This is a genomic window from Streptomyces sp. NPDC051664, assembly GCF_044453545.1.
Taxonomy (GTDB): domain Bacteria; phylum Actinomycetota; class Actinomycetes; order Streptomycetales; family Streptomycetaceae; genus Streptomyces.
This window is the reverse complement of the sequence record NZ_JBITCU010000001.1, coordinates 663,073-688,025: the sequence shown is the minus strand read 5'-3', so window position 1 is coordinate 688,025 and position 24,953 is coordinate 663,073. Positions and strand designations below refer to the sequence as shown.

Annotated in this window: 20 protein-coding genes; 10 read left to right on the top strand and 10 right to left on the bottom strand. The window is 68.2% G+C overall.

The genetic code is table 11. From position 1 onward, the window contains the following. Positions 1–10 precede the first annotated feature (10 nt). The 5 genes from ACIA8E_RS03080 to ACIA8E_RS03060 form a co-directional block, all read right to left on the bottom strand. A complete protein-coding gene (locus ACIA8E_RS03080) occupies positions 11–1,546 on the bottom strand; it encodes a glucoamylase family protein (protein ID WP_399293639.1) in 1,536 nt (511 codons plus the stop codon). A gap of 249 nt (positions 1,547–1,795) precedes the next feature. Next, entirely contained in the window at positions 1,796–2,998 is a 1,203-nt protein-coding gene (locus ACIA8E_RS03075) for a glycoside hydrolase family 1 protein (protein ID WP_399293636.1), read from the bottom strand. 81 nt (positions 2,999–3,079) lie between these two features. Beyond that, entirely contained in the window at positions 3,080–3,982 is a 903-nt protein-coding gene (locus ACIA8E_RS03070; RefSeq protein ID WP_399293633.1) for a carbohydrate ABC transporter permease, read from the bottom strand. After that, positions 3,979–4,971 carry a carbohydrate ABC transporter permease gene (locus ACIA8E_RS03065; RefSeq protein ID WP_399293630.1) on the bottom strand — a complete coding sequence of 331 codons (993 nt, stop codon included), beginning with the start codon at positions 4,969–4,971 and terminating at the stop codon, positions 3,979–3,981. The genes ACIA8E_RS03070 and ACIA8E_RS03065 overlap by 4 nt, the downstream gene beginning before the upstream one ends. Before the next feature lie 5 nt (positions 4,972–4,976). Then, positions 4,977–6,218 (bottom strand): sugar ABC transporter substrate-binding protein, encoded by a 1,242-nt coding sequence (locus ACIA8E_RS03060; RefSeq protein ID WP_399293627.1) that lies wholly within the window; start codon positions 6,216–6,218, stop codon positions 4,977–4,979. A 234-nt stretch (positions 6,219–6,452) separates the two neighbouring features. Here ACIA8E_RS03060 and ACIA8E_RS03055 point away from each other — a divergent pair, with 234 nt between their 5' ends. Continuing rightward, the gene (locus ACIA8E_RS03055) at positions 6,453–7,445 is read left to right on the top strand and encodes an acetylxylan esterase (RefSeq protein WP_399293624.1); all 993 of its coding nucleotides are present in this window, start codon (positions 6,453–6,455) and stop codon (positions 7,443–7,445) included. Between the two features lie 152 nt (positions 7,446–7,597). Here the strand turns inward: ACIA8E_RS03055 and ACIA8E_RS03050 are convergent, their stop codons facing one another. After that, positions 7,598–8,668, bottom strand: a complete 1,071-nt coding sequence (locus ACIA8E_RS03050) for a LacI family DNA-binding transcriptional regulator (protein WP_399293621.1) — start codon at positions 8,666–8,668, stop codon at positions 7,598–7,600. 147 nt (positions 8,669–8,815) lie between these two features. Between ACIA8E_RS03050 and ACIA8E_RS03045 the strand changes: the two genes are divergently transcribed. The 3 genes from ACIA8E_RS03045 (at position 8,816) to ACIA8E_RS03035 (ending at position 11,393) form a co-directional block, all read left to right on the top strand. After that, positions 8,816–9,286: a MarR family winged helix-turn-helix transcriptional regulator gene (locus ACIA8E_RS03045; protein ID WP_399293618.1), complete on the top strand. Its 471-nt coding sequence runs from the start codon at positions 8,816–8,818 to the stop codon at positions 9,284–9,286. A gap of 62 nt (positions 9,287–9,348) precedes the next feature. Further along, positions 9,349–10,800 carry an MFS transporter gene (locus ACIA8E_RS03040; protein ID WP_399293825.1) on the top strand — a complete coding sequence of 484 codons (1,452 nt, stop codon included), beginning with the start codon at positions 9,349–9,351 and terminating at the stop codon, positions 10,798–10,800. 41 nt (positions 10,801–10,841) lie between these two features. Next, positions 10,842–11,393, top strand: a complete 552-nt coding sequence (locus ACIA8E_RS03035) for an isochorismatase family protein (protein WP_399293615.1) — start codon at positions 10,842–10,844, stop codon at positions 11,391–11,393. A gap of 36 nt (positions 11,394–11,429) precedes the next feature. On the opposite strand, the gene ACIA8E_RS03030 is transcribed toward ACIA8E_RS03035, so the two are convergent. The 4 genes from ACIA8E_RS03030 to ACIA8E_RS03015 are packed head-to-tail and all read right to left on the bottom strand — an operon-like array spanning position 11,430 to position 15,259. Next, entirely contained in the window at positions 11,430–12,206 is a 777-nt protein-coding gene (locus ACIA8E_RS03030; protein WP_399293613.1) for a succinate dehydrogenase/fumarate reductase iron-sulfur subunit, read from the bottom strand. Next, positions 12,203–14,116, bottom strand: a complete 1,914-nt coding sequence (locus ACIA8E_RS03025) for a fumarate reductase/succinate dehydrogenase flavoprotein subunit (protein ID WP_399293610.1) — start codon at positions 14,114–14,116, stop codon at positions 12,203–12,205. Before ACIA8E_RS03025 ends, ACIA8E_RS03030 begins: the two co-directional genes overlap by 4 nt. Continuing rightward, entirely contained in the window at positions 14,117–14,983 is an 867-nt protein-coding gene (locus tag ACIA8E_RS03020; RefSeq protein WP_399293607.1) for a hypothetical protein, read from the bottom strand. Positions 14,984–14,992: 9 nt separating this feature from the next. Next, positions 14,993–15,259, bottom strand: a complete 267-nt coding sequence (locus tag ACIA8E_RS03015; protein ID WP_399293604.1) for a hypothetical protein — start codon at positions 15,257–15,259, stop codon at positions 14,993–14,995. 283 nt (positions 15,260–15,542) lie between these two features. Here ACIA8E_RS03015 and ACIA8E_RS03010 point away from each other — a divergent pair, with 283 nt between their 5' ends. The 6 genes from ACIA8E_RS03010 to ACIA8E_RS02985 all read left to right on the top strand — a co-directional run bounded on the left by ACIA8E_RS03010 (position 15,543) and on the right by ACIA8E_RS02985 (position 24,952). After that, a complete protein-coding gene (locus ACIA8E_RS03010) occupies positions 15,543–17,879 on the top strand; it encodes an ABC transporter family substrate-binding protein (protein WP_399293601.1) in 2,337 nt (778 codons plus the stop codon). 290 nt (positions 17,880–18,169) lie between these two features. Next, positions 18,170–18,859 (top strand): hypothetical protein, encoded by a 690-nt coding sequence (locus ACIA8E_RS03005; protein WP_399293598.1) that lies wholly within the window; start codon positions 18,170–18,172, stop codon positions 18,857–18,859. 138 nt (positions 18,860–18,997) lie between these two features. Beyond that, positions 18,998–20,869 carry a translational GTPase TypA gene (gene typA, locus ACIA8E_RS03000; RefSeq protein WP_327126628.1) on the top strand — a complete coding sequence of 624 codons (1,872 nt, stop codon included), beginning with the start codon at positions 18,998–19,000 and terminating at the stop codon, positions 20,867–20,869. 406 nt (positions 20,870–21,275) lie between these two features. Then, positions 21,276–22,916: an ABC transporter substrate-binding protein gene (locus ACIA8E_RS02995; protein ID WP_399293595.1), complete on the top strand. Its 1,641-nt coding sequence runs from the start codon at positions 21,276–21,278 to the stop codon at positions 22,914–22,916. Between the two features lie 166 nt (positions 22,917–23,082). Next, positions 23,083–24,015: an ABC transporter permease gene (locus ACIA8E_RS02990; RefSeq protein ID WP_399293592.1), complete on the top strand. Its 933-nt coding sequence runs from the start codon at positions 23,083–23,085 to the stop codon at positions 24,013–24,015. Next, entirely contained in the window at positions 24,008–24,952 is a 945-nt protein-coding gene (locus ACIA8E_RS02985) for an ABC transporter permease (protein ID WP_399293589.1), read from the top strand. Before ACIA8E_RS02990 ends, ACIA8E_RS02985 begins: the two co-directional genes overlap by 8 nt. Position 24,953: the final 1 nt, after the last annotated feature.

The following is a 24,953-nucleotide window of genomic DNA, read 5'->3' as shown; positions in this document are numbered from 1 at the left end:
CTGCCGCGGGTCAGATGGAGAACTGCTCCTTGACGAGCAGCGGACGTACCTTCGACCGGAACCCGCCCGTCCGGAAAGGCCGTTGCAGCAGCCCGGGGCGGATCGCCTGGGCCAGCGCCGCGGCGATCATGCCCTGGTCGAGGGCGAGCATGTAGTCACTGACCCGTCCGGTGCGGACATTGACGGAGTCCCGGAAGCCGAGGCCCTCGTGGTAGGCCCCGAAGTCGCGGTCGAGCGCCCGCAGGTTGGCGACCGCCTCGCCCGGTGCGTACGGCAGGGCGAGGAACGAGGCGTGCGGGGTGACCACACCGTTGGTGAAGGCCGACGCGGGCGGCAGCGGAGCGCCGTCCCTGGTGTACGTGCGATCGGTGTTGGAGGCATAGCCGTCGACCTGCATGCCGATGGCGTCGACACCGTACTCCTGGTACCCGCCCTCGGGAACGTTGGCGGGGGAGAAGCCCCAGTACCCGTACTCCGCTTCCTCCATACCGTGTTCGATCTGGCTCCGGACGTAACGCTGGTGGGTGAGACCCCAGGACTGCGGCGACCACTCCGCCTCCGGCACGAACAGCGGCACCATCAGCGCCTCGAACATCGAACCGCCCCAGCTGGGCACGATCTTCCGTCCGCGGTGCGTGTAGTGGCCCTGCCACACCCGGATGCCGTCCATGGCGACGTACAAACCCTGCGGATGCTGTTCCTGCTCGTTCTCGGGAAGCATCGTGCGCAGCAGGTGCCAGTAGTGCTCGGCGGGCAGCGAGCCGTCCGCGATGCCCAGATAACTGGCCATGCGGGGCTCGGTGTTGAGCGCGCCGTAGTGATGCCCGGTGGGCTCCTCGGTGTCGGGCCAGAAGCCGCCGCGCAGCTGCCCGGGGCCGGCGACCGGGTCGGCAGCGTCGTACGGCGTGTAGTAGTACGACCAGGCGGCGGTCGCCAGGACCCGGGCGACGCGGGGGCGCAGCGCGGGTGAGGCGTCGGCGGCGATGCGCAGGCCGGTGATCAGCCAGGCGTTGTCGACGGAGGAGAGGAACGGACGGACCGGGTCCCCGGTGCCGGGCCACTCGGTCAGCACCGAACCGTCGTGCGCGTCGTACCAGTTGAGCCAGAAGCCGTGGTGGCGCTCCAGCTTCTCCACGGTCCGGACGGTGCGCTCCAGCCTGCGGTGCATCGTGGCTTCGCTGATCACGCCGAGACCGGCGGCGGCGACGGTCGACCAGAGGCCGCAGCCGATATTGGTGGGCGACGTCTGGCGGGACTGGACGGGGTCGCCGGAGCCGCTGACGTCGATCTTGTCCGTGGCCAGACCGAGGTCGGTCGTCATGGCCTCGATCGAGTGATACGTATCGCGGAACCAGCGGAGCAGCAGCGGTGTATCAAGAGCATGAACAGGTTGCGCGGCATGCGCGGATCGAACGGAACGAGCGGCCGGCGCGGCGGCCAGGGATGGCGCAGACTGCGCGGCGCTCGCGGAGGACGCGGATCCGGCCCCCAGGGACAGGGCGGCAGCCCCGGTCCCGGCGGCGGTGATGAATGTGCGACGGTCCATGAAGATCCAGCTCCCGGTGACAGAAGGGGGAAGGGGGAATTTCGTGGCGTGCTCGACGCGGCAGTGGAGAGACTGCCGCGGGTGTGGCTGCGGCGGTGGCGCCGTTTTCGGGTGGGGCCGTCGGCGCGGCCGAGGCCGTGGGGCTTCGGCCGCGCTGAACGGAGCAGCACGGGGACCGGCGACCGTCAGGTTCCGTCGGCTCCCGTACTGAACGGGGCCGTCAGGTGGCTCCCGGTCTGTGGGTTGCCGTCAGTCGGCGATGCGCGGCAGCGTGCGGGTGCGGCCCATCTCGCCCAGCCAGACGGCGGACGGCTTCGGCAGCCGCTCGAAGGTCTCCGGGTCCCAGCCGATCAGGCCGAACGTGGGCTTGTAGGAGCCCCACTCGTAGTTGTCGAGTGCGCTCCACGCCAGGTAGCCCTGGATGTTGAGGCCGTCCTGCAGCGCGGCGGCGACCTCGTTCAGCGCCCCGGTGTAGTAGTCGACGCGACGGCTGTCGTCATCGGTCGCGATGCCGTTCTCGGTCACGATCAGCGGTACGTCGCCGCCGACGACCTCGGCGGTGTGGCGCAGCGCGTAGCCCACCGCGGACGGGTAGTACTCCCACTGCGTAAGGGTGCGCTCGACGCCGTCGGCCGTCGGGATCGGACCGTCGGCGCCGATCTTGGTACGGGTGTAGGACTGGACGCCGATCCAGTCGTCGCCGCGGGCGGCCTCGATGAAGATGTCCTCGCGCGGGTGGCGGTACGCGGCGGTGACGTCCTCGGCGCCGGGCAGGGCCTGGTAGACCTGGTTGGCGATGGTCCAGCCGACCTGGATGTCGGCGTTGATCGCCTTGACCTCCTTGACGGCCGCGTGGTGGGCGGCGATGACGGCCTGGGTGGTCTCGTCGTCCGGAGTCGGCAGCCCCGCCGGCGGGAAGCTGTTGTCGCCACGCTTGGCCTGGCCGGCCATCACGGCGATCATGTTGGGCTCGTTGATGGTGCAGACGTGGCTGACGTCCTGGCCGATCACCGGTGCGCAGGCGGCGACGTAGCGGGCGAAGAGCTCGGTGGCACCCTCGGCGGTCCAGCCGCCGCGCGCCTCGAACCACTGCGGCACGGTGAAGTGGTGCAGCGTGATCATCGGACGCAGGCCGCGCGAAACGGCGCCTTCGACCATGCGGCGGTAGTGGGCGAGCTCGGCCCGGGAGAACCGGCCCTCGGCCGGCTCGATGCGCGCCCACTCGATGGAGAACCGGTAGTCGGTGAAGCCCAGTCCGGCGAGCACGTCCATGTCCTCGTGCCAGCGGTGGTAGCTGTCGCAGGCGTCCAGGCTGGGCTCCTGGATGTGGGTGCCCGCGGCGTGTTCCTTCACCCACCAGTCGCTGTTGGTGTTGTTGCCCTCGATCTGGTGGGCGGCCGTGGACGCACCCCACAGGAAGCCTTCGGGGAACGGGATCTGGGTGTGAGTCATCGCGAAGTGTCTTTCTGGTGCGTGAAGGGGAGCGGCCGGCGAGGGTGTGGGGTGCGGCCCGGTACGAGTCGGTGGGGCGGGCTACTTCATGCCCGCCGTGGCGATGCCCTGGGTGAAGTGCCGCTGCAGTGCGATGAACAGGATCAGCACCGGCAGCACGACCAGGAACGCTCCGGCCATCAGCATGCCGTTGGAGCCACCGGCCTTGTTGGGGTCCGTGGCGAACGTCGCGAGCGCGACCGGAAGGGTGTATTTGTCCGGGTCGTTGGTCGCGATCAGCGGCCAGACGAAGTTGTTCCAGGAACCGAGGAAGGCGAAGATCGAGAGCGTTGCGAGGGCGGGCTTCACCAGCGGCATCACGATCCGCCAGAAGATGTACCACTCGCCGGCGCCGTCCATCCGGGCCGCTTCCAGCAGCTCGTCCGGGATCGACTGCATGAACTGCCGCATCAGGAAGACACCGAAGGCTCCCGCGGCGAAGGGCAGCACAAGTCCTGCGTAGCTGTCGATCAGTTGGAGCTTGCTCATCAGCACGAAGAGCGGCAGCAGCATCAGGTTGCCGGGCACCATCAGGGCGCCCAGGACCAGCCCGAAGATCTTGTTGCGCCCGACGAAATTCAGCTTGGCCAGGGCGTAGCCGAGCATCGAGCAGAACACCAGGTTCGAGACGGTGACCAGCACCGCCACGATGACGGAGTTCATGAAGTACAGCGGCAGATCGAGCTTGTCGAGCAGGTCCCGGAAGTTGTCCAGGGTCCACTCGGTGGGTATCCAAACGGGCGGGCCGGCCGACAGTTCGCTCGACGTCTTGAAGGCCGAGAGCGCCATCCAGAGGAAGGGGGCGGACATGATCAACAGGCCGACCGCGAGCAGGACGTAGATCAGCAGTGGCTTCGGGTTCCGGGTCTTCTTCACTCCCCGGGGCCTGATCGGCTCCTTCGACGGCGCCGTCGGGACGGCGCCGGGTGCACGGGTGGCGCTCATTTCGTGTTGTCCTTCAGCAGTCGGAGCTGGAGCACAGTGATGCCCATGATCACTACGAAGAGGACATACGCCATGGCGCTCGCGTAGCCCATGTGGAAGAAGTTGAAGCCCTCGCGGTACATGTTCAGCGAGACGGTGAGGGTGGAGTCCGAGGGTCCGCCCTGCGTCATCACGAACGGTTCCTCGAAGACGTTGAGGTAGCCGATGGTCGTGATGACGGTGGCGTAGAGCAGCGTCGGCCGCAGCAGGGGCACGGTGATCCTGCGGAACTCGTGCCAGACACCGGCCCCGTCGAGCTTCGCGGCTTCCCGTACCTCGGTGGGAATGGCCTGCAGTCCGGCGATGAAAAGCACCATGACCGTGCCGAGGTTGCGCCATACCGCCATGGCGATCATCGACGGCATCGCCAGCGTCTCGGAACCGAGGAAGTCCGGAGGGGTGAGACCCACTTCGTTGAAGAGGCCCGCGATCAGCCCGTCGCTCGGGTCCAGGACAAACCGCCAGACCACGGCGACGGCGACGATGGTGGTGACCACCGGGGCGTAGAAGCCGACCCGGAAGAAGGTCCGGGCCCGATCGATGCCGTTGTTCAGCAGCACCGCGACGACCAGTCCGAGGAAGATCGTCAGGGGGACGCCGATGACCACGAAGTACGCCGTGTTGAAGAGCGACTTGAGGAACTTCTCGTCGCCGAACAGATTGACGTAGTTCTCGAAGCCGATGAAATTCACGTCCAGCGGGTGCGTGACATTGCGCAGCCCGAAGTCGGTGAAGCTCATCAGCAGGGTGGCGAGGATCGGGAACGCCATGAAGACGGTGAAGAGGACGAGGAAGGGGGTGGAGAACAGCCAGCCGGCCGCGTTCTGCACACCCATCGACGGCCTCTTGCCACCCCGGCGCTCCTGGGCCCGGGCGGCCGGGGACTGGGAGGTCCCCGGCCCGGCCTGCAGCTTGGCCGGCTGTGCGGCCTTTCCGGTCGTGGTGCTCATGGCTCCTACTTCACGAGGCCTTCGATCTGGGACTGCGCCGTCTTCAGCGCGTCCTCGGCGGAAGCCTTGCCCTGGGTGACCTGCGCGATGGCCTGGTCGACCTTGTCGGTGATCTCGGTCCACTTGGCGAGCGAGGGAGCGGCCTTGGCGGTGTCCATCTGCTTCTTGAAGACCTGGAGGTCGGCGTCGTCGGCGAGGGCTCCGGAGGTCCAGGCCGCGGTGTTGGCGGGCAGGTCCTTGGTGCGCTTGTACCAGTCGGCCTGGCCCTTGGCGTCGGTCAGGTACTTGATGAACTCCGTGGCAGCGGCCTTGTGCTCACTGTCCTTGGAAACCACCAGGGAGGAGCCGCCCGCCATGGAGACGGAGGACTTGTCGGCGGGGACGTCGGCCACCGCCCACTTGCCCTTGATCTGCGGCTGGCCCTCGTTCAGCAGGGTGACGTGCCAGGGGCCACCGAAGAACATCGGGACGCGGCCGTTGCCGAAGTCCTTCACCACGTCGTAGCCGGGCGCCACGGACTTGTTGGAGAGGCCCTTGTCGAAGTACGTGCCGTACTCCTTGAGTGCCTTGACGGCCTCGGGGCTGTCGATGACGGCTTCGCCCTTGTCGTTGACGATCTCACCGCCGGCCGAGTACAGGAAGGAGTAGAAGTTCTGCACCGTGTCCAGGCCGCTGGGCTGGATGGACAGGCCCCACTTGGTACCGGCCTTCTTCTGGTACGCGGTGGCGAGGTCCTGCAACTCCTTCCAGTTGGTCGGAGCCTTGTCGACGCCGGCCTTCTCGGCCAGGTCGGTGCGGTAGTAGAGGACGCGGGTGTCGACGTACCACGGCACGCCGTACGCGGTGCCGTCCACCTCGCCCTGGTTCCAGCCGGACGGGAAGAAGTCCTTCTTGTCGAAGGTCTTGGTGTCCACCGGTTCCAGGACACCGAGCTCGGAGAACTCGCCCATGTAGCTGCCGCCCATCTGCGCCACGTCCGGCATGGTGCCGGCGGCGGCCGCGGAGACGAGCTTCTGGTGGGCGACGTCCCAGCCGACCGGAGTCACCTTGACTGTGATGTTCGGGTGCGACTTCTCGTAGACCTTTGCCACATCCGCGAGCTTCTCGCCCTCGGCCCCCATGGCCCAGACGGTGAGCGTCTGCTTCTTGTCCGCGGCGACGTCGGCACCGGAACTGCCGCATGCGGTGACACCGAATGCGAGGGCGACTGCGATACCGACCGAGGCGGTTCTGGCGGTGCGGGACATGGAGGGCTCCTCCTCGAGCAATCCGGATGTATGCGCTGCCTGTAAGCGCATACATCACTCTGCGACACGGCTTCGGAGATGCGCAAGGGGGTGCTAGGTCACACTCGTGCAACGTGCTCGTCATCTGATTGTTCAACTTTGGAACGGTAAGCGGTGTATTTGCGAATACGAAGAGGATGTGACCTATTTCGTACGGGGCTGCGCCGCCGAAGGTGGGGCGATATTGTCGTGATCATGTCCTCGTTTGCGCATGATTTCCCGTTCGATCCGTCCTACGGGTACACGCGGGACGAGTTCCTGAGCGTCCCCGCGCCCGTCGCGCCGGACGATTTCGCTGCCTTCTGGCGAGCCCGCCACGACGAGGCCCGCACGGTTGCCACGGAGCCGGAGATCGGTCCGCTGGAGGACGAGCGGGACAGACTGCGGATCCACAAAGTGAGGTTCACCTCCGTGGGCGGGGTCCGGCTCGGCGGCTGGCTCGCTCTGCCCGCCGAGGGCGCCGCGGAGCACGGATTCGTCATCGGCCACGGGTACGGGGGCCGGCAGGAGCCGGGGCCCGATCTGCCGCTCCCCCTGCCCCGGTCCGCCGCGATCCTGCCCTGCGTGCGCGGCATGGGTAGCCGCGGGCTGTGGCCGGGCATCCCCGATGTGGCCGACGCGCACGTCCGTCACGGCGTCGAGTCACGTGACACGTACGTCATCGGCGACTGCGTGGCGGACCTGTGGTGCGCCGCGTCGGCGCTGCACGAACTCGTTCCGGAGCTGGCCCCCGGGGACGGTCCGGGGGCTCCCCGGCTCGGCTATCTCGGGGAGAGCTTCGGCGGCGGGCTCGGTGCGCTGGCCCTGCCGTGGGACGACCGGTTCGGCGCCGCGCAGCTGACGGTGCCCACGTTCGGCAACCACCCGTTGCGGCTCACGCTGCGGTGCGTCGGCAGCGGTGAGTCGTTGCGCGCGTATCACCGGGAGCATCCCGAAGTCGTCGAAGTGCTGCGTTACTTCGACGCTGCGACGGCTGCCGCGCAGCTGGAGCTGCCGACACTGGTGGCGGCAGCGCTGTTCGATCCCTCGGTGCCGCCACCCGGCCAGTTCGCCGTACACAACGCGCTCGCCGGACCGCGTGAACTGCAGGTGCTGAGCGCGGGGCATTTCGAGCATGAGGGGCTTGCCCGGGAGGTGGCGCGGCTGCGGGGGAACCGGGAGCGGTTCTTCCGGGCGCATCTGGGCTAGAGGGCGTCGGGAGGGGGCGTCGGGCCGGTCGGGCCGGGCTCGTGCGTCCAGGTATCCGCAACTGCCGGGTCGGCTCGGTTCCACGCGCCGGACGGGCCGGGCTTCGCGGCTCGTCCGAGGAGGGTGGAGCAGCCGCAGCCCGTCCGGCGGGTTCAGCCGCAGCCGCAGCTCGCCCGGCGGGCCAGGGACACCGGGAGCGTCAGGGATACCGGCTCGCGTTCCCGGTCGCCCAGGCGCTGCACGAGCAGTTCCACCGCCTGCTCGCCCAGCTGCCGGATCGGCTGCCGTACGGTCGTCAGCGGCGGCCGTACGATCCGGCTCAGCGGGATCCCGTCGAACCCGGTCACGGCGAGGTCCTCGGGCACCCGCACCCCGCGCCGTTCCAGCGCGCGCAGTGCGCCCACCGCCATCTGGTCGTTGGCGAACAGCATGGCCTGCGGGCGTTCGGTGTCACTCAGGTCCGCGTACCGGTCGAGCATGGCTTCCGCCGTCCGGGCGCCTTCGGCCTGAGTCATCATCTCGGCCCGCATGTCCGGTGCGTCCGGCACCGGGAGTCCGGCCTCGCGGCAGGCCTCCTGGAAGCCGCGGAACCGCGCCTCGGCGTCCGGTGACGCCACCTCGCCCCCGATGAAGGCGAGTCTGCGCAGCCCGTGGTCCTCGATCAGATGGCGGGCCAGTTCGCGTTCGCCGTCGGCGTTGGCCACGACGATGTGGTCGAGGTGGTCGATCTCGCGCGGCCCGGCGAGCATCACCACCGGCAGCCGGCGCGAGATCACTTCGAGGTCCTCGGTCGGCACGGTCTGCGCCAGCACCGCGAAGCCGTCGACCCGGCCGGCCACCTTCGCGACAAGGCTCTCGGGGCCGCCCTCCAGCGACGCGGCGATCAGCAGCGCGTACCCGTGTCGCCGTGCCGCGCGTTCCATGCCGCGGATGATCTGGTCGGAGTACAGCATCACCGCGTCGTCGGCGTCGCTGTCGGCCTCCGCGTCGGCCTCGGCGTCCGGGTCGGCGTAGTCGGGGAAGCAGAGCCCGAGCACCCCGGTGGTGCGGCTGGCCAGGCCCCGCGCGTTCCCGCTGGGTACGTACCCGAGTTCGCGGGCCGCATCGAGGACCCGTTCACGGGTCTGGGCACGCACGGAGTCGGGGTTGCGGTAGACCCGCGAGACCGTCGCAATCGAGACGCCCGACCGCTCTGCGACGTCGTACACCGTTGGGGCACTCACCCGAACCGACCCGTCCGCTTCTTCTTCCGTACCTGCACACTTTGAAAGCGCATTCACCCTAGATCGCGCGCCGCGCCACGAGCAAGGCCGGGGGGAAATAGACAGGCAACCTTGCAAGATGGCCTGTGTATCTTTTACGCTGGATTCATGCGGGAGCCATCGTCCGAAACCACCGCCGCCGAGCCGGGCGGCGAGCCCAGCGCGGAGCAGGTCGCGACGCAGCTGGCGTCCGTCGTCAGCCGGCTGCTGCGCCGGCTGCGCACCACATCGTCGGACAGCCTGCTCACCCCGACCCAGCGCTCGGTGCTCTCCCGTCTCGACCAGGAGGGCCCGGCCACCACGGCCGCGCTGGCCCGCGCCGAGTACGTACGGCCCCAGTCCATGCGGCTGACCCTCGGGGCGCTGGAGAGCCAGGGGCTCGTCGAGCGGGAGCCGGATCCTGGCGACGGCCGGAAGTCGGTCATGTCCATCACGGACGTCGGCCGGACCACGCTCGGCGCGGTCCGGGCCGCCAAGCACAACTGGCTCGCCGAAGCGATCGCTGCCGAACTCGACGGGGCCGAGCGCCGTACCGTCGCCGAGGCCACGGCCCTGCTGGACCGCCTGGTCGAGCGGTGACCGCCCCGGAGCCGACACCGGGGGCGGACGCGGACGCGGACGCGGTGAAAGTGAAAGTACGAGTGACGAGCGACCGGCCGGTCCCGGAAGCGACTGCGGCCGCCACCTCTGCCGTCGGCCGTCTCCCGGCCACTTCCTCCGGCCGCCCCGCGGCCACCGGCCCCGGTTTCAGTGCGCGCCTCACCGCACCGCTGCTCCTCGGCTCCCTGCTCAACCCGCTCAACACCACCATGATCTCCACCGCCCTGGTGGCGATCGCCCACACCTTCGGCATCGGTGCCGCCGACACCGCCTGGCTCATCTCGGTCCTTTACCTCGCCAGCGCCGTTGCCCAGCCCGTTCTCGGCAAGCTCGCCGACGCCCTCGGCCCCCGCCGCGTCTTCCTCGCCGGTCTGGTCGTCGTGATCGCCTCCGGTCTCGTCGGGACGTTCGCGCCGAGTTTCGGCTGGCTGATCGCATCCCGGCTGCTGCTCGGCATCGGTACGTCGGCCGCCTACCCGGCCGCCATGGCGGTGCTGCGCGACGAGTCCCGGCGGATCGGCCGCGCCACCCCACGTCCTGTCCTGGCCCGCCTCTCCTTCGCCGCGCTCGGCAGCGCCGCCATCGGGCCCACGCTCGGCGGGCTGCTCGTCATGGTCGTCGGCTGGCGAGGCATCTTCGCCGTCAATGTGCCCGTCGCCCTCATCGCGTTGGGCTCCGCGCTGCTCTGGATCCCGGCGGATCCGCCGCGCACGCGTGGAGCCGACGGCCGTGCGCCCCGGGCCGACCTGGATCCGCTCGGCATCGGCCTCTTCTCCACCGCCCTGACCGTGCTGGTCTTCTTCCTGCTCGATCTCGCCCACCCGATGTGGTGGCTGCTCGCGCCCTTCGCCGCGCTGACCGGTGTGCTGGTGTGGTGGCAGCTGCGCCGCCCGCGGCCTTTCATCGACCTGCGGATGCTCGCGAGCAACGCAGCGCTCGCCCGTACCTATCTGCGGCACGGACTGAGTTATCTGTTGATCTACTGCGTGATGTACGGATACACGCAGTGGTTGGAAGCGGTGCGTGGCTATTCCTCCGGCCACACCGGACTGCTGATGCTGCCGATGTCACTCGCCGCACTGGTCTGTTCACTGCTCGGAGCCCGGACGAAGGGCATCCGCGGCCCTCTCGCGCTGGCCTGCGTGCTGCTCACCGTCGGGTCCGGGGTGCTGGTGTTCCTCTCCGGTTCCACGCCGCTCGCCGTACTGCTGCTCGCCGGAGCCTGCTTCGGCATCCCGCAGGGGCTGATCGGTACGAGCAACCAGGCCGCCGTCCAGGCGTACGCGCCGCCCGAGAGCATCGGGTCCGCCGCCGGACTCCAGCGCACCGCCCAGTACATCGGGGCCATCACCGCGTCCAGCCTGATCGCCCTCGCCTACGGCCGGTCGGCGAGCGACAGCGGGCTCCATCTCATGGCAGCGGTCTCCGTCGTACTCGGCCTGCTGCTGATCGTCCTGACCGTCACCGACCGCGCCCTGCGCACCCGCACCTGACCACCACAGGCACCACCCATCCCCCTCAGAGGAGCGCCATCATGACCGCCACCACCCTGGACCCGAAGACCGCCCTGGTCGTCGTCGATCTTCAGAAGGGCATCGTCGCCCTCCCCACCGCCCACCCCGCCGCCGACGTCATCGCGAACTCCGCGACCCTCGCCGACGCGTTCCGCGCCAAGGGCCTCCCGGTCGTTCTGGTCCGCGTCACCGGCGGCGCCCCCGGCCGCACCGAGGGCGCCCGGCCGTCCGGGCAGCCGGCTGCCGATTGGGCCGACATCCTCCCCGAGGTCGGCCCGCGCGACGGCGACATCGTGGTCACCAAGCAGCAGTGGGGCGCCTTCTACGGCACCGACCTCGACCTTCAGCTGCGCCGCCGCGGTGTCACGCAGGTAGTGGTGACGGGCATCGCCACCAGCATCGGCGTGGAGTCCACCGCGCGGGCTGCGAACGAGCACGGCTACAACGTCACCGTCGTCACGGACGCGGTCACCGACATGGACGGCGGCGCCCACGACAACAGCATCGAGAAGATCTTCCCGCGGCTCGGCGAGACGGACACCACCGAGGCGATCGTCAAGCTGCTCGGCTGAGCCCCGTCGAGCCGGCCGGGCTCGGCGCGAGCCCGGTCACGGAGCGTCCCGGCGTCGGCTGATCTTGTTCCCCAGCCACACCAGTGGGTCGTACTTGCGGTCCACCGCCCGCTCCTTCAGCGGGATCAGCGCATTGTCCGTGATCTTGATGTGCTCGGGACACACCTCCGTACAACACTTGGTGATGTTGCAGTAGCCCAGCCCGTGCTCCTCCTGCGCCGTCGCCCTCCGGTCGAGTCCCGACTCGGCAGCGGCGTCCAGGGGGTGCATGTCCAGCTCGGCGACCCGCATCAGGAAGCGCGGTCCGGCGAACGCCGTCTTGTTCTCCTCGTGGTCGCGGACCACATGGCAGGTGTCCTGGCACAGGAAGCACTCGATGCACTTGCGGAACTCCTGCGAGCGATCCACATCGACCTGCTGCATCCGGTAGTCGCCCGCCTTCACCCCTTCCGGCGGTACGAAGGCGGGCACTTCCCGCGCCTTGGTGTAGTTGAACGTCACGTCCGTCACCAGATCGCGGACCACCGGGAACGCCCGCAGCGGAGTGACGGTGATCGTCTCCTCCCGGCTGAACACCGACATGCGGGTCATGCACATCAGCCGCGGCCGTCCGTTGATCTCCGCGCTGCACGAACCGCACTTGCCCGCCTTGCAGTTCCAGCGCACCGCCAGATCGCCCGCCTGGGTGGCCTGGATCCGATGGATGATGTCGAGGACGACCTCCCCGTCGTTCACCTCGACCGTGAAGTCCTCCAGGCCGCCGCCGTCGGGGTCCCCGCGCCACACCCTGAACCGTGCGTCGTAGCTGCTCACTCGTACAGCTCCTCTTCGGCGAGGTACTTGACCAGCTCCTCCTTCTCGAAGAGGGAGAGCAGATCCGGGCGGATGGGTTCGGTCGTCTTCCGTACGAGTTCGATCTGGCCGCCCGGTTTCACGGCGGTGTCGTCGGCCAGCCGGCACAGCAGATTGGCCGGCCGCCAGGAGCGCTCCATCGTCGGACAGTCCTCGCGGGTGTGACCACCGCGGCTCTCCGTGCGCTCCAGGGCCGCCCGGGCGATGCACTCGCTGACCAGCAGCATGTTCCGCAGGTCCAGCGAGAGGTGCCAGCCGGGGTTGAACTGCCGGTGGCCCTCGACGCCGGCGCGGTGCGCCCGTACCCGCAGGGCGGCCAGCTTCTCCAGGGCCTGTTCCATCTCGGGTGCCCGCCGGATGATGCCGACCAGGTCGTTCATCGTCTGCTGGAGTTCCTGGTGGAGGGTGTACGGATTCTCTGCCGTCGCCCCGTCCTCCAGGCCCTCCGCGCTGAACGGACGCAGTGCCTCCGCCGCTGCATCGTCGATCTGCTCGTCATCCACCTCGGGGGCGGCGGACGGTCCGGCCGCGTACTCGGCGGCGTGCAGTCCGGCCCGACGGCCGAAGACCAGCAGGTCGGAGAGGGAGTTCCCGCCGAGCCGGTTGGAGCCGTGCATGCCGCCCGCGACCTCGCCCGCGGCGAACAGACCGGGCACGGCGACGGCCGCCGCGGTGTCCGAGTCGACGGCGATCCCGCCCATCACGTAGTGGCAGGTCGGGCCGACCTCCATCGCCTCCGCAGTGATGTCGACATCCGCCAGCTCCTTGAACTGGTGGTACATCGAGGGCAGCCGTCGCCGGATCGTCTCTGCGGGCATCCGGGTCGACACATCCAGGAACACTCCGCCGTGCGGTGAGCCGCGGCCCGCCTTCACCTCTGAGTTGATGGCGCGGGCGACCTCGTCGCGCGGCAGCAGCTCGGGCGGGCGGCGGTTGTGGTCCGGGTCCTCGTACCAGCGGTCGCCCTCCTCCTCCGACTGCGCGTACTTCTCCTTGAACACATCGGGGACGTAGTCGAACATGAACCGCTTGCCCTCGGAGTTGCGCAGTACGCCGCCGTCGCCGCGCACCGACTCGGTGACGAGGATGCCCTTCACCGACGGGGGCCAGACCATGCCGGTCGGGTGGAACTGCACGAACTCCATGTTCAGCAGGGGTGCGCCCGCCAGCAGCGCGAGGGCGTGGCCGTCGCCGGTGTACTCCCAGGAGTTCGACGTCACCTTGAAGGACTTGCCGATGCCACCGGTGGCGAGGACGACCGCGGGGGCTTCGAGGACGAAGAAGCGACCGGACTCCCGCTGGTAGCAGAAGGCCCCGCTGACCCTCTCGCCGTCCTTCAGCACGCGGGTGACGGTGCACTCCTGGAAGACCTTCAGCCGGGCTTCGTAGTCACCGTGTTCGCGGTAGTCCTCCTGCTGCAGCGAGACGATCTTCTGCTGGAGGGTGCGGATCAGTTCGAGGCCGGTACGGTCCCCGACGTGTGCGAGCCGCGGGTACTCGTGGCCACCGAAGTTGCGCTGGGAGATCTTTCCGTCCGGCGTACGGTCGAAGAGCGCACCCCAGGTCTCCAGCTCCCAGACCCGGTCCGGTGCCTCCTTGGCGTGCAGCTCCGCCATCCGCCACTGGTTGAGGAACTTCCCGCCGCGCATGGTGTCGCGGAAGTGCACCTGCCAGTTGTCCCCGGAGTTCACGTTGCCCATGGAGGCGGCGATTCCGCCCTCCGCCATGACGGTGTGTGCCTTGCCGAAGAGCGATTTGCAGATCACCGCAGTACGGGCGCCGCGCTCCCGTGCCTCGATGGCGGCGCGCAGCCCGGCGCCTCCGGCACCGACCACGACGACGTCCCACTGCTGCCGTTCGAGCTCTGTCATTCAGAAAAACCTCGGATCGTCGAAGGCGCCGGAGGCGACGAGATACACGTAGAAGTCGGCGAGCGCCACGCTGATCAGGGAGGACCAGGCCAGCAGCATGTGGCGGGCGTTGAGCTTGCCCACCCAGCCCCACAGCCGGTAGCGCACGGGGTGCTTGGAGAAGTGCCGCAGCCGACCGCCGATGATGTGCCGGCAGGAGTGGCAGGAAAGGGTGTACGCCCAGATCAGCACGATGTTGACCAGGAAGATCAGGGAGCCGAGGCCCATGTGACCCCAGGCGTAGTGCTCGTCACGGAAGGAGAGCACGGTGTCGTACGTGAGGATCCCGGCGACCGGCAGCGCGGCGTAGAAGAAGTACCGGTGGATGTTCTGCATGATCAGCGGGAAGCGGGTCTCGCCGGAGTACGTCGTGTGCGGCTCGGCCACCGCACAGGCCGGGGGCGAGGCCCAGAAGCCCCGGTAGTAGGCCTTGCGGTAGTAGTAGCAGGTCAGCCGGAAGCCGAGCGGGAAGATCAGGATCAGCAGGGCGGGGGAGAGGCCCCACCAGCTGCCGAAGATCTCCCAGTTCGGGCCGTGCCGCATGGGGGCGCAGTTCTCCGCCAGGCAGGGCGAGTAGAACGGCGACACATAGGGGGCGGCGTAGTAGTCCGCGTTCGAGAAGGCCCGCCACGTCGAGTAGACGATGAAGGCGAGGAGCCCGCCCGCGGTCACCGCGGGCGCCAGCCACCAGCGGTCGGTCCGCAGATGGCGGGCGGCGATGGCGGCCCGCGAGGCGCCGTGCACCCCGGACGGCCGGGCGCGTGAGCCGCGCCGGGCCGGCCCCTTAAGTTGTGGTGGTTCCGTACCTGGTTCCGTTCCGGTGGCCAAGGAACTCTCCTAGGGGGCGTGCCTGCCGCGGACGCCCAGACCCTCGTCGTCCGAGTCCGTCCACAGGGTGGCGTCGTACGGCGCCTCGGTGATCGTGATGACGCCGGTGACCGTGACGGCGCCGTCGGCGGGGTCGGTGCCACCGGCGGCGCCGGGCGGCTGCGGACCGGCTTCGGCCGTGCGCAGCTGCGCGAGGCTCCGCTCCAGCCGTGCGACGGTGCGGGCCAGGTCGTCGAGACAGTGCCGAACAGCTGTCAACTCGTCGTGCAGTGACATGACTTGCTCTCACTTCCGCGGTCGCGGGTGGCAATGCTCATGCGCATGCGAGTGTCGCGCGTCACATCTCCTTTGGGAAGAGAGCGGGCCGTTCCGTCTTGATCGGACGCTCCGCCGCCCGGGTGAGGTTCGGGCCCGGTGCGCCGTGTCGGTGCCGACTCTCGCGCGTGGGCACCTTCAGTGGATGAGCGGAACCAGTGTGATCAACTGCAAATGCCACTAAAAAGCACAATCCGGCCCATCCGTGCGCGGGTGGACCGGGCCGGCCCCGGAGGTATCAGCCATGTCCCACGTCGGCGTCCCGCGCGGGACAGTCCGAAAGCGCCGCTCGCTCGCGCTCCTCGCGACGGGTGTGCTCACGATCCCCGCGGTGGCCGGGTGCACCAGTTCGGACAGGGTGACCACCGTCGCCATCGTGGTGCCACAGGATGTCGCCGCGGCCGGCCGGGATCTGGTCGCCGACGGAGGCACGGTCAACTGGGCGATCGACGCGATGCCCACCACCCTCAACGCCTTCCAGGCGGACGCCGACGCCGCGACCACGCGCATCACCGGGGCCCTGCTGCCGACGCTCTTCCCGCTGGACACCAAGGGCACCCCCCACATGAACCCCGACTACCTGGAATCGGCGAAGGTCATCGAGCGCGAGCCCAAGCAGGTCGTGCTCTACCGGCTCGACCAGCAGGCCGTCTGGAGCGACGGACGGGAGATCGGCGCCCCCGACTTCGTCGCCCAGTGGCGCGCGCTGAGCGGCAAGGACTCGGCGTTCTGGACCGCCCGCAACGCCGGCTACGACCGGATCGAGCGGATCGAGCGCGGCAAGACCGACCTGGAGGTCCGGGTCACCTTTGCCAAGCCGTACGGGGACTGGCGCTCCCTCTTCTCCCCGCTGTACCCGAAGCAGGTCACCAGTTCCCCGGCCGCCTTCAACGACCGGGCGCGCACCACCCTCGCGGCCACTTCAGGACCGTTCCGGCTGCGCAGCGTGAACAAGGGCGCGGGCACCGTCACCCTGACCCGCAACCCGCACTGGTGGGGCAGCCCGGCCAAGCTCGACTCGCTGGTCTTCCGGGCGGTCAAGCCGCAGGACCGGGTCCAGGCACTGGTCGGCGGCAAGGTCGACATCGCCGACATCGACGCCGCGGCGGCGCACCGGATCGTGGCCGCGGCGCGCGACAAGGGAGGGAACGGCCAGCCGCTCACCCACGGCCCGGGCTCCGCGATCGGCCCCGCCGCCGCACTGCGCTCCTGGGCCCTGGCGCACGGCTCCGACGAGAAGGCCGCGGCGGCCGCCCGGGCGAGCCGGGAGAAGACCCGGAAAGCCGCGGAGGTGTACGCCACCGAGCAGGACGGACTGCGCGACTATGCCGTGCGCAAGTCGCTGGAGCCCGCCTACACGCAGCTCGCGCTGAACGGTGAGTCCGGGCCGCTCGCCGACGAACGGGTGCGCCGCGCCGTGGCCCGCGCCCTCAATCGTCAGGAGCTCGTCGACACCGTACTTGGGCCGCTCGGCCTGCCCGCCGCACCGCTCGGCAGCCACCTCGCGCTGGCCGGACAGCCCGGATACGAGGACAACAGCGGCGCACTCGGTGAGCAGGACACCAAGAAGGCGCAGGCGCTGCTGGCCGACGCCGGCTGGACGCGGGGCGGCGCGATGAAGAAGTCCGACGGTACGAAGGCGGGCAGCAAGGGCGAGAAGGTGAAGGGAGGCGAGCACGGCAAGGCGGAAACGGCCGACAAGGCCGCGAAGGCCGACAAGGCCGACGACAACAAGCCCGGCGACGACAACAAGCCGCGCGAGGACGAGGACACCAGCCCCGGCCACGTCCTCGCCCCCGCTCCGGCCGCCGCCGTCCAGAGCGCCGCCCTGCTGCGCCAGGCCGACGCCTTCACGACCGCCCGCGCCGTCGCCGACACCAGCACCGCCGAGAGCGCCCGCGGCAAGGTCACCGGACAGAAGCGCGGGCCGGGCGGCGCTGCCGGCGCCTATGCCCCCATGGGCACTGCGGCCCCCCAGGCTCCGGCCAAGGCCGCCGACTCCGTCCGTGACACGCTGGGCAAGAACGGCAAGCCGCTGACCTTGCGTTTCGTCCTGCCGTCCGGTCCCGGCTCGGAGTCCCTGCGGGCCGTCGGGGAGAAAATCTCGACCATGCTCGATTCGATCGGCATCCGCACGGAGATCATCAAGGTGGCGGACGCCGGCTACTTCAAGGACCATGTCGCCTCGGGCGCCTACGACCTGGCGCTGTACTCCTGGCCCGCCACCGCCTACCCGGCCACCGACGACCGGCCCATCTTCGCCAAGCCGGTGCCCGCCACCGACGGCTCGCTGCTCGTCGAGCAGAACTACACCCGCGTCGGTACGGACCACATCGACCAGCTCTTCGACGAGGCGCTCTCCGAGCTCGACGAAGGCGCCGCCCAGGATCTGATGAAGCAGGCCGACGCTCGCATCTGGGCCGCCGCAGGATCGATTCCGCTCTATCAGCGTCCGCAGCTGGTGGCCACCGGCAGGAAGCTCGTGAACGTCGGTGCCTTCGGCTTCGGAGTGCCCCACTACCAGGACATCGGTTTCAAGAAGCCGCAAGCGGCCGGTTCCCCCGCGAATCGTAAGAAGTAGCAGGTCAGAACCTCAACTGAAGCTCAGAACTGGCTCAAGTCTCTTGCCCGCCGCGGTCCCGGCGGGCAAGGTCATGAGCACCTGTTGACCCGGGTAGCCGCTCCATCCCCCCACCTCTGAGAGCCCCCCACCCCGGAGCCCCAACTCCTAGCCCGCACCTCAGAGCCCCGCAGCTTCGGAGCCCCACCTCTGAAGCTGCTCAAGTCCCGAGTCCGTCCGCCCCGCCCCGGGGACCATGGCCATGACCACCGGTGAAATTCACCGGAAGACATGACCACGGGGGCGAAAACATGAAGAGGACACTGGCAGCCGTAGCTGCCGCTGCCGTCATGGCGACGGGCATGAGCGCCTGTACGTCGAGTGACGGATCCACCCGCGAGAAGCCGCGGCCGGAGGGTTCGCCGACGGCCGCCAGGACCGGCAAGGGCAACCTTCCCGTCACGGAATCACGGCCCCGGCCCTGCAAAGGTGGCACGTACACCTGGTTTAACACCCAGCGTCGGTGGGTGCTCAACGGGGTCACCGAGCCCCAGCATGTCACCGGCTCCGAGGGAGCCAAGTTCACCGAGCCGATGCGCCGCCTGCGTACGGACATGGCATCCGTACGGACCGAAGGGACCGGCGGGACCTCGCAGGACAACGACGCTGTGCTGCTCGCGCTCGGCGTTCACGTCGGTCTGGCGGAGAAGGGGGACGACACGTCGTCGCTGGGCGAACCAGGGGAGTATGCCCCTGTCGAGAACGCCAGCGGTGGAAGAATCAGTGGCGTTGTCGGTCACTTTGTGGAGTTCAGCTCGGTACAGCTGATCGAGACCGATTTCCGCCACTCCTGCCGTCATGGCAAGCAGCCGGAACAGACCGTCGGGCACGTGGTGAGCTGGACCGCTGCGGGGGGCGGAGACATCAGGTGTGAAACGCCGCTGACCAAGCACGCATCGGCAGCGGCCCGTGAAGCGGTGCGCCTCTCATGTCACTGGTAACACCTGCCCGGGAAGCCGCTACGGCGCCAGCCCCGTACCATGGGGGGTAGCCGTGGCGCGTCCGCCCGGCGGGCGTACCAGGACTTGAGACCGACTAAGACGCCTGATCCCACGATCCGAGAGAAGCGCAAGCCACCCATGCCCACGCGCCACGACATCCGTAACGTAGCCATCGTCGCCCACGTCGACCACGGCAAGACCACGCTGGTCGATGCCATGCTCAAGCAGGCCGGCGCCTTCGCGGCGCACGCCGCCGAGCACCTCGACGACCGCATGATGGACTCGAACGACCTGGAGCGTGAGAAGGGCATCACGATCCTCGCCAAGAACACGGCGGTGAAGTACCACCCGAAGGATGGCGGCGACGTCATCACCATCAACATCATCGACACCCCCGGCCACGCCGACTTCGGTGGCGAGGTCGAGCGCGGCCTGTCGATGGTGGACGCGGTCGTCCTGCTGGTCGACGCGTCGGAGGGCCCGCTCCCGCAGACCCGCTTCGTGCTCCGCAAGGCGCTGACGGCTAAGCTGCCGGTCATCCTCTGCATCAACAAGACGGACCGTCCGGACTCCCGGATCGCCGAGGTCATCGACGAGACGTACGACCTCTTCCTGGACCTGGACGCCGACGAGGACCAGATCGAGTTCCCGATCGTCTACGCCTGTGCACGTGACGGCGTCGCCTCGCTGACCAAGCCGGAGGACGGTACCGTCCCTCCGGACAGCGACAGCCTGGAGCCGTTCTTCAGCACGATCCTCTCCGCGGTCCCGGCCCCGGAGTACGACGACGACGCGCCCCTCCAGGCCCACGTCACCAACCTGGACGCCGACAACTTCCTCGGCCGTATCGCGCTGTGCCGTGTCGAGCAGGGCGAGCTGCGCAAGGGCCAGACCGTCGCGTGGATCAAGCGCGACGGCTCGATGTCCAATGTCCGCATTACAGAGCTCCTGATGACCGAGGCGCTCACCCGTAAGCCCGCCGAGAAGGCCGGTCCGGGCGACATCTGCGCGATCGCCGGTATCCCGGACATCATGATCGGCGAGACGCTGGCCGACCCGGAGAACCCGATCGCGCTGCCGCTGATCACGGTCGACGAGCCGGCCATCTCGATGACCATCGGTGCGAACACCTCGCCGCTGGTCGGCAAGGGCGGCAAGGGCCACAAGGTCACTGCCCGGCAGATCAAGGACCGTCTGGACCGGGAGCTGGTCGGTAACGTCTCGCTCCGTGTCCTGGAGACCGAGCGCCCCGACGCCTGGGAGGTCCAGGGCCGTGGTGAGCTCGCCCTGGCCATTCTCATCGAGACCATGCGCCGCGAGGGCTTCGAGCTCACCGTCGGCAAGCCGCAGGTGGTCACCAAGCAGGTCGACGGCAAGACGCACGAGCCGATCGAGCGCATGACGATCGACTCCCCCGAGGAGCACCTCGGTGCGATCACGCAGCTGATGGCGACCCGCAAGGGCCGCATGGAGACGATGACGAACCACGGTTCGGGCTGGGTCCGCATGGAGTGGATCGTCCCGTCCCGCGGCCTGATCGGCTTCCGTACGGAGTTCCTGACCCAGACCCGCGGCACGGGCATCGCGCACTCCCTCTTCGAGGGCCACGAGCCGTGGTTCGGCGAGCTGCGCACGCGTCACAACGGCTCGCTGGTGGCGGACCGTGCGGGCGTCGTGACGCCGTTCGCCATGGTCAACCTCCAGGAGCGCGGTGTCATCTTCACGGAGGCCACCACCGAGGTCTACGAGGGCATGATCATCGGCGAGAACTCGCGCGCCGACGACATGGACGTGAACATCACCAAGGAGAAGAAGCTCACCAACATGCGTGCGGCTTCCGCGGACACCACGGAGAACGTGGTGCCCGCCCGCAAGCTGTCGCTCGAGCAGTCGCTGGAGTTCTGCCGCGACGACGAGTGCATCGAGGTGACCCCGGAGACGGTCCGTATCCGCAAGGTCGTCCTGGACCAGAAGGAGCGCGGCCGCTCCGCGTCGCGCGCCAAGCGCTGATCTCGTACGCCCCATTGACACCAGGCCCGGGCCCCCGCAGACACTGTGGGGGCCCGGGCTTTTCGTCAACTCGATTTCCTGTCCGGGGTGTCCGGATATCGGGCGTCGCTCTCCGGAACATGTGTTAACGGTCCGTTTCGCGGGTGTCTGTCTGGGATCGCTTTGTCCGGATTTCGGTCAACCATGCCCGGTCGATGTTGTCAAACCGAGACCCTTTAAGTGTGGTTTACAGCCCGGGCGTACTTAATAGTTGGCTCCATTGAGCTCGGGTCAATGGGTCACGCACTGTGGGGAGTGCCGACTCACGAGCACACTCGAGGCACTGAAACGATCACCGTCAGGGGTGTCGGTGTATCACGCCAGTGCCTTTCTTGTAGTCAAAAGTGGACTCATGAGGAGGAAACCCATGCGTGGTGCCAAGAGCGCCAAGTGGGTCGCGGGAGCGGCACTCATCGCCCTGGCTGCGACCGCCTGTGGTGGCGGTAGCGACAGCGGCAAGGGCAACGACGACAGCGGCAAGGGTGCTGTCAACGCCAACGGCATCTTCTCCGTCGAGGTCGGCGAGCCGCAGAACCCGCTGCAGCCGGCGAACACGATGGAGTCGAACGGCAGCATCGTCACCGACGCGATCTTCTCGCAGCTGGTCGACTACGACCCGGCCGGCAAGCTCGTGATGGTCAACGCAGAGTCTGTCGACACCAAGGACAGCAAGCTCTGGACCGTCAAGCTCAAGAAGGACTGGAAGTTCCACGACGGAACGCCGGTCACCGCCGAGTCCTACGTCAAGGCGTGGAACTGGGCCGCGAACATCAAGAACGCCCAGACCAACGCGTCCTGGTTCGCCGACATCAAGGGCTTCGCCGACGTCCACCCCGAGGACGAGAAGGCCAAGCCGAAGGCCGACGCCATGTCGGGTCTGAAGGTCGTCGACGACTACACCTTCACCATCGAGCTCAACAACCCGCTGCCGTACTTCTCGTACAAGCTCGGCTACACGGTCTTCTCGCCGCTGCCCGAGTCCTTCTACGCGGACCCGAAGGCCGCCGGTGAGAAGCCGGTCGGCAACGGCGCGTACAAGTTCGTCAGCTGGGACCACAAGAAGCAGATCAAGGTCGTCCGCTACGACGACTACAAGGGTCCCGACAAGGCGAAGAACGGTGGTGTGATCTTCAAGAACTACACCACCCTCGAGACCGCCTACGAGGACCTGAAGTCCGGCAACGTCGACGTGCTGCGCCAGATCGCGCCGAAGGACCTCCCGGTCTACCGGTCCGACCTCGGTGACCGCGCGGTGGACAAGCCGTACTCCGCGATCCAGACGCTCGGTGTCGCCATGTACACCAAGCAGTGGAAGAACACCGACCCGAAGGTCCTGCAGGGCCTGTCGATGGCGATCGACCGCGACACCATCACCAAGACGGTGCTCCAGGGCACCCGCGAGCCGGCCACGGGCTGGGTCGCCAAGGGTGTTCTCGGCTACCAGCCGAACGTCGCGGGTGACGTCACCACGTACAACCCGACGAAGGCCAAGGCTCTCATCAAGGAGGGCGGCGGTGTTCCGGGTAACAAGATCTACATCCAGTTCAACGCCGACGGTGGTCACAAGGAATGGGTCGAGGCTGTCTGCAACAGCATCACCCAGGCGACCGGCGTCGCGTGCGCCGGTGACTCGAAGGCCGACTTCCAGGCCGACCTGAACGCCCGTGACGCCAAGCAGGTCAAGTCGTTCTACCGCGGCGGCTGGGTGCTCGACTACCCGGTGAACGCGAACTTCATCAGTGACCTGTTCCGTACGGGTGCGGCCGGCAACAACGGCTTCTTCTCCAACAAGGACCTCGACAAGAAGATCGCGGCCGCGGACTCCGCCGCCACGCTCGACGAGTCGGTCAAGGGGTACCAGGAGATCGAGAAGGAGCTGGTCAACTTCATGCCGACCATCCCGCTCTGGTACTACAAGGTCAACGCCGGTTACTCGGAGAAGGTCCAGAACGTCCAGTACGCGCAGGACGGCGACCCGATCCTGACTCAGGTTCAGGTCAAGAAGTAACCACCGACGTAGTCCGCGGGCCGGTGCGGGACCGACACTGACATCGGTTCCGGACCAGCCTGCACGCCGTGGCCGGGGGGCCCTTTCCCGTCACCGACGACCCCACAGGGGGTCGGTGACGGGGGAGGGCCCGTCGGCTGCCGCTTGCCACTTACATGGAGGCACCATGGGGCGCTATGTCGCACGACGACTGCTCCAGATGATCCCGGTCTTCATCGGGACAACCCTGCTCATCTTCCTGATGGTCTACACACTGCCCGGCGACCCCGTGCGGGGACTCTTCGGAGACAAGGGTGCTGACCCTGCCACCCTGGCCGCGATGCGGCACCAACTGGGGCTGGATCAGCCGATCCTGCAGCAGTACTGGAATTACATGACAGGTATCGTCCTGCATTTTGATTTCGGTAATCAGATAGCCAGCGGTCGTCCGGTCACGGACGTACTCGGTGAGGCGTTCCCGGTCACCCTGCGACTGGCCAGCATGGCGTTCCTCTTCGAGATCGTTCTCGGCATCGGCCTCGGCATGATCGCCGGGCTGCGCGCCGGCCGTCTCTCGGACAACGCGATCCTGGTCTTCACCCTGCTGATCATCTCGATGCCGGTCTTCGTCCTCGGCTTCATCATCAAGACGGTGTTCGCCTTCCAGCTCGGCTGGATCGAACCGAACGTGTCGGGCGATGCCAAGTGGGACGAGTTGCTCGCCCCGGCCATCGTGCTGGGATCGCTCTCCCTCGCGTACGTGGCGCGACTGACGCGTACGACGATGGCCGAGAACCTGCGCTCGGACTACATGCGTACCGCCGTGGCCAAGGGACTTCCCAAGCGCCGCATCATCGGTGTGCACCTGATGCGCAACTCGCTGATCCCCGTCATCACCTTCCTCGGTACCGACCTCGGTGCCCTGATGGGCGGCGCGGTCGTGACCGAAGGCCTGTTCAACGTGAAGGGCATCGGCGGCACCATCTACGAGTCGATCGTCCGGCGCGAGGGCACCACCCTGGTGGGCCTGGTCACCGTACTGGTGATCGTCTACCTCTTCATGAGCCTGCTCGTCGACCTGCTGTACGCGGTCCTGGACCCGAGGATCCGTTATGCCTGACGTGATCAAGACCGCACCCGCGACCGAGGACCCGAAGACCGCAGCGGCGGAGCCGGTGGCCGTGAAGGCCGAGAAGGCCCGCAGCCTCTGGGGCGACGCGTGGGTCGACCTCCGCACCAACTGGTACTTCGTCATCTCGTCCGTCCTCATCCTGATCCTCCTCGTGATGACGGTGTTCCCCGGGCTGTTCACCGGCGCCTCGCCCACCTTCAGCGACCTGGCGCACCACTTCCTCGGCAAGCCCGAGCTCGGCAAGGTCGGTTCGACCGAGTGGCTGGGTTACGACGGTCAGGGCCGCAGTGTCTACGCGCGTGTCATCTACGGCGCCCGGGCCTCGGTGACCGTCGGAATCGCCGTCACCGCGCTGGTGACCGTGTTCGGTGGCCTGATCGGCATGCTGGGCGGCTACTTCGGCGGCTGGATCGACGCGCTGCTGTCCGGGTTCACCAACGTCTTCCTCGGCCTGCCCTTCCTGCTCGGCGCCATGGTGGTCCTGCAGGCGTTCACCGACCGCACCGTCTGGAGCGTGACCCTCGCCCTCGCGTTCCTCGGCTGGACGCAGATCGCGCGTGTCATGCGCGGTGCCGTGATCACCATCAAGCAGGCGGACTACGTCCAGGCGGCCAGGGCTCTGGGTGCGGGCACGTCCCGGATCCTGTTCAAGCACATCCTGCCGAACGCCATGGCCCCGGTGATCGTCGTCGCGACCATCTCGCTCGGTGTGTACATCTCGGCCGAGGCGACCCTGTCCTACCTGGGTCTGGGACTCGCCGATCCGGCGATCTCGTGGGGCAGCGACATCGCCGCCGGCTCCAGCCAGATCCGCGTGGCCCCGCACATCCTGCTGTACCCGTCGATCATGCTCAGCATCACCGTTCTGGCGTTCATCATGCTCGGCGAAGCCGTCCGCAACGCCCTCGATCCGAAGTCGCGATAAG

Bases quoted from the DNA above. Each gene is read 5' to 3' on its own strand.
- ACIA8E_RS03060 (WP_399293627.1), bottom strand. From the start codon at position 6,218: ATGTCCCGCACCGCCAGAACCGCCTCGGTCGGTATCGCAGTCGCCCTC.
- ACIA8E_RS03010 (WP_399293601.1), top strand. From the start codon at position 15,543: ATGTCCCACGTCGGCGTCCCGCGCGGGACAGTCCGAAAGCGCCGCTCG.
- ACIA8E_RS03055 (WP_399293624.1), top strand. From the start codon at position 6,453: ATGTCCTCGTTTGCGCATGATTTCCCGTTCGATCCGTCCTACGGGTAC.
- ACIA8E_RS03065 (WP_399293630.1), bottom strand. From the start codon at position 4,971: ATGAGCACCACGACCGGAAAGGCCGCACAGCCGGCCAAGCTGCAGGCC.
- ACIA8E_RS02995 (WP_399293595.1), top strand. From the start codon at position 21,276: ATGCGTGGTGCCAAGAGCGCCAAGTGGGTCGCGGGAGCGGCACTCATC.
- ACIA8E_RS03075 (WP_399293636.1), bottom strand. From the start codon at position 2,998: ATGACTCACACCCAGATCCCGTTCCCCGAAGGCTTCCTGTGGGGTGCG.
- ACIA8E_RS03035 (WP_399293615.1), top strand. From the start codon at position 10,842: ATGACCGCCACCACCCTGGACCCGAAGACCGCCCTGGTCGTCGTCGAT.
- ACIA8E_RS03005 (WP_399293598.1), top strand. From the start codon at position 18,170: ATGAAGAGGACACTGGCAGCCGTAGCTGCCGCTGCCGTCATGGCGACG.
- ACIA8E_RS03080 (WP_399293639.1), bottom strand. From the start codon at position 1,546: ATGGACCGTCGCACATTCATCACCGCCGCCGGGACCGGGGCTGCCGCC.
- typA (WP_327126628.1), top strand. From the start codon at position 18,998: ATGCCCACGCGCCACGACATCCGTAACGTAGCCATCGTCGCCCACGTC.
- ACIA8E_RS03045 (WP_399293618.1), top strand. From the start codon at position 8,816: ATGCGGGAGCCATCGTCCGAAACCACCGCCGCCGAGCCGGGCGGCGAG.
- ACIA8E_RS03015 (WP_399293604.1), bottom strand. From the start codon at position 15,259: ATGTCACTGCACGACGAGTTGACAGCTGTTCGGCACTGTCTCGACGAC.
- ACIA8E_RS03070 (WP_399293633.1), bottom strand. From the start codon at position 3,982: ATGAGCGCCACCCGTGCACCCGGCGCCGTCCCGACGGCGCCGTCGAAG.
- ACIA8E_RS02985 (WP_399293589.1), top strand. From the start codon at position 24,008: ATGCCTGACGTGATCAAGACCGCACCCGCGACCGAGGACCCGAAGACC.
- ACIA8E_RS03025 (WP_399293610.1), bottom strand. From the start codon at position 14,116: ATGACAGAGCTCGAACGGCAGCAGTGGGACGTCGTCGTGGTCGGTGCC.
- ACIA8E_RS02990 (WP_399293592.1), top strand. From the start codon at position 23,083: ATGGGGCGCTATGTCGCACGACGACTGCTCCAGATGATCCCGGTCTTC.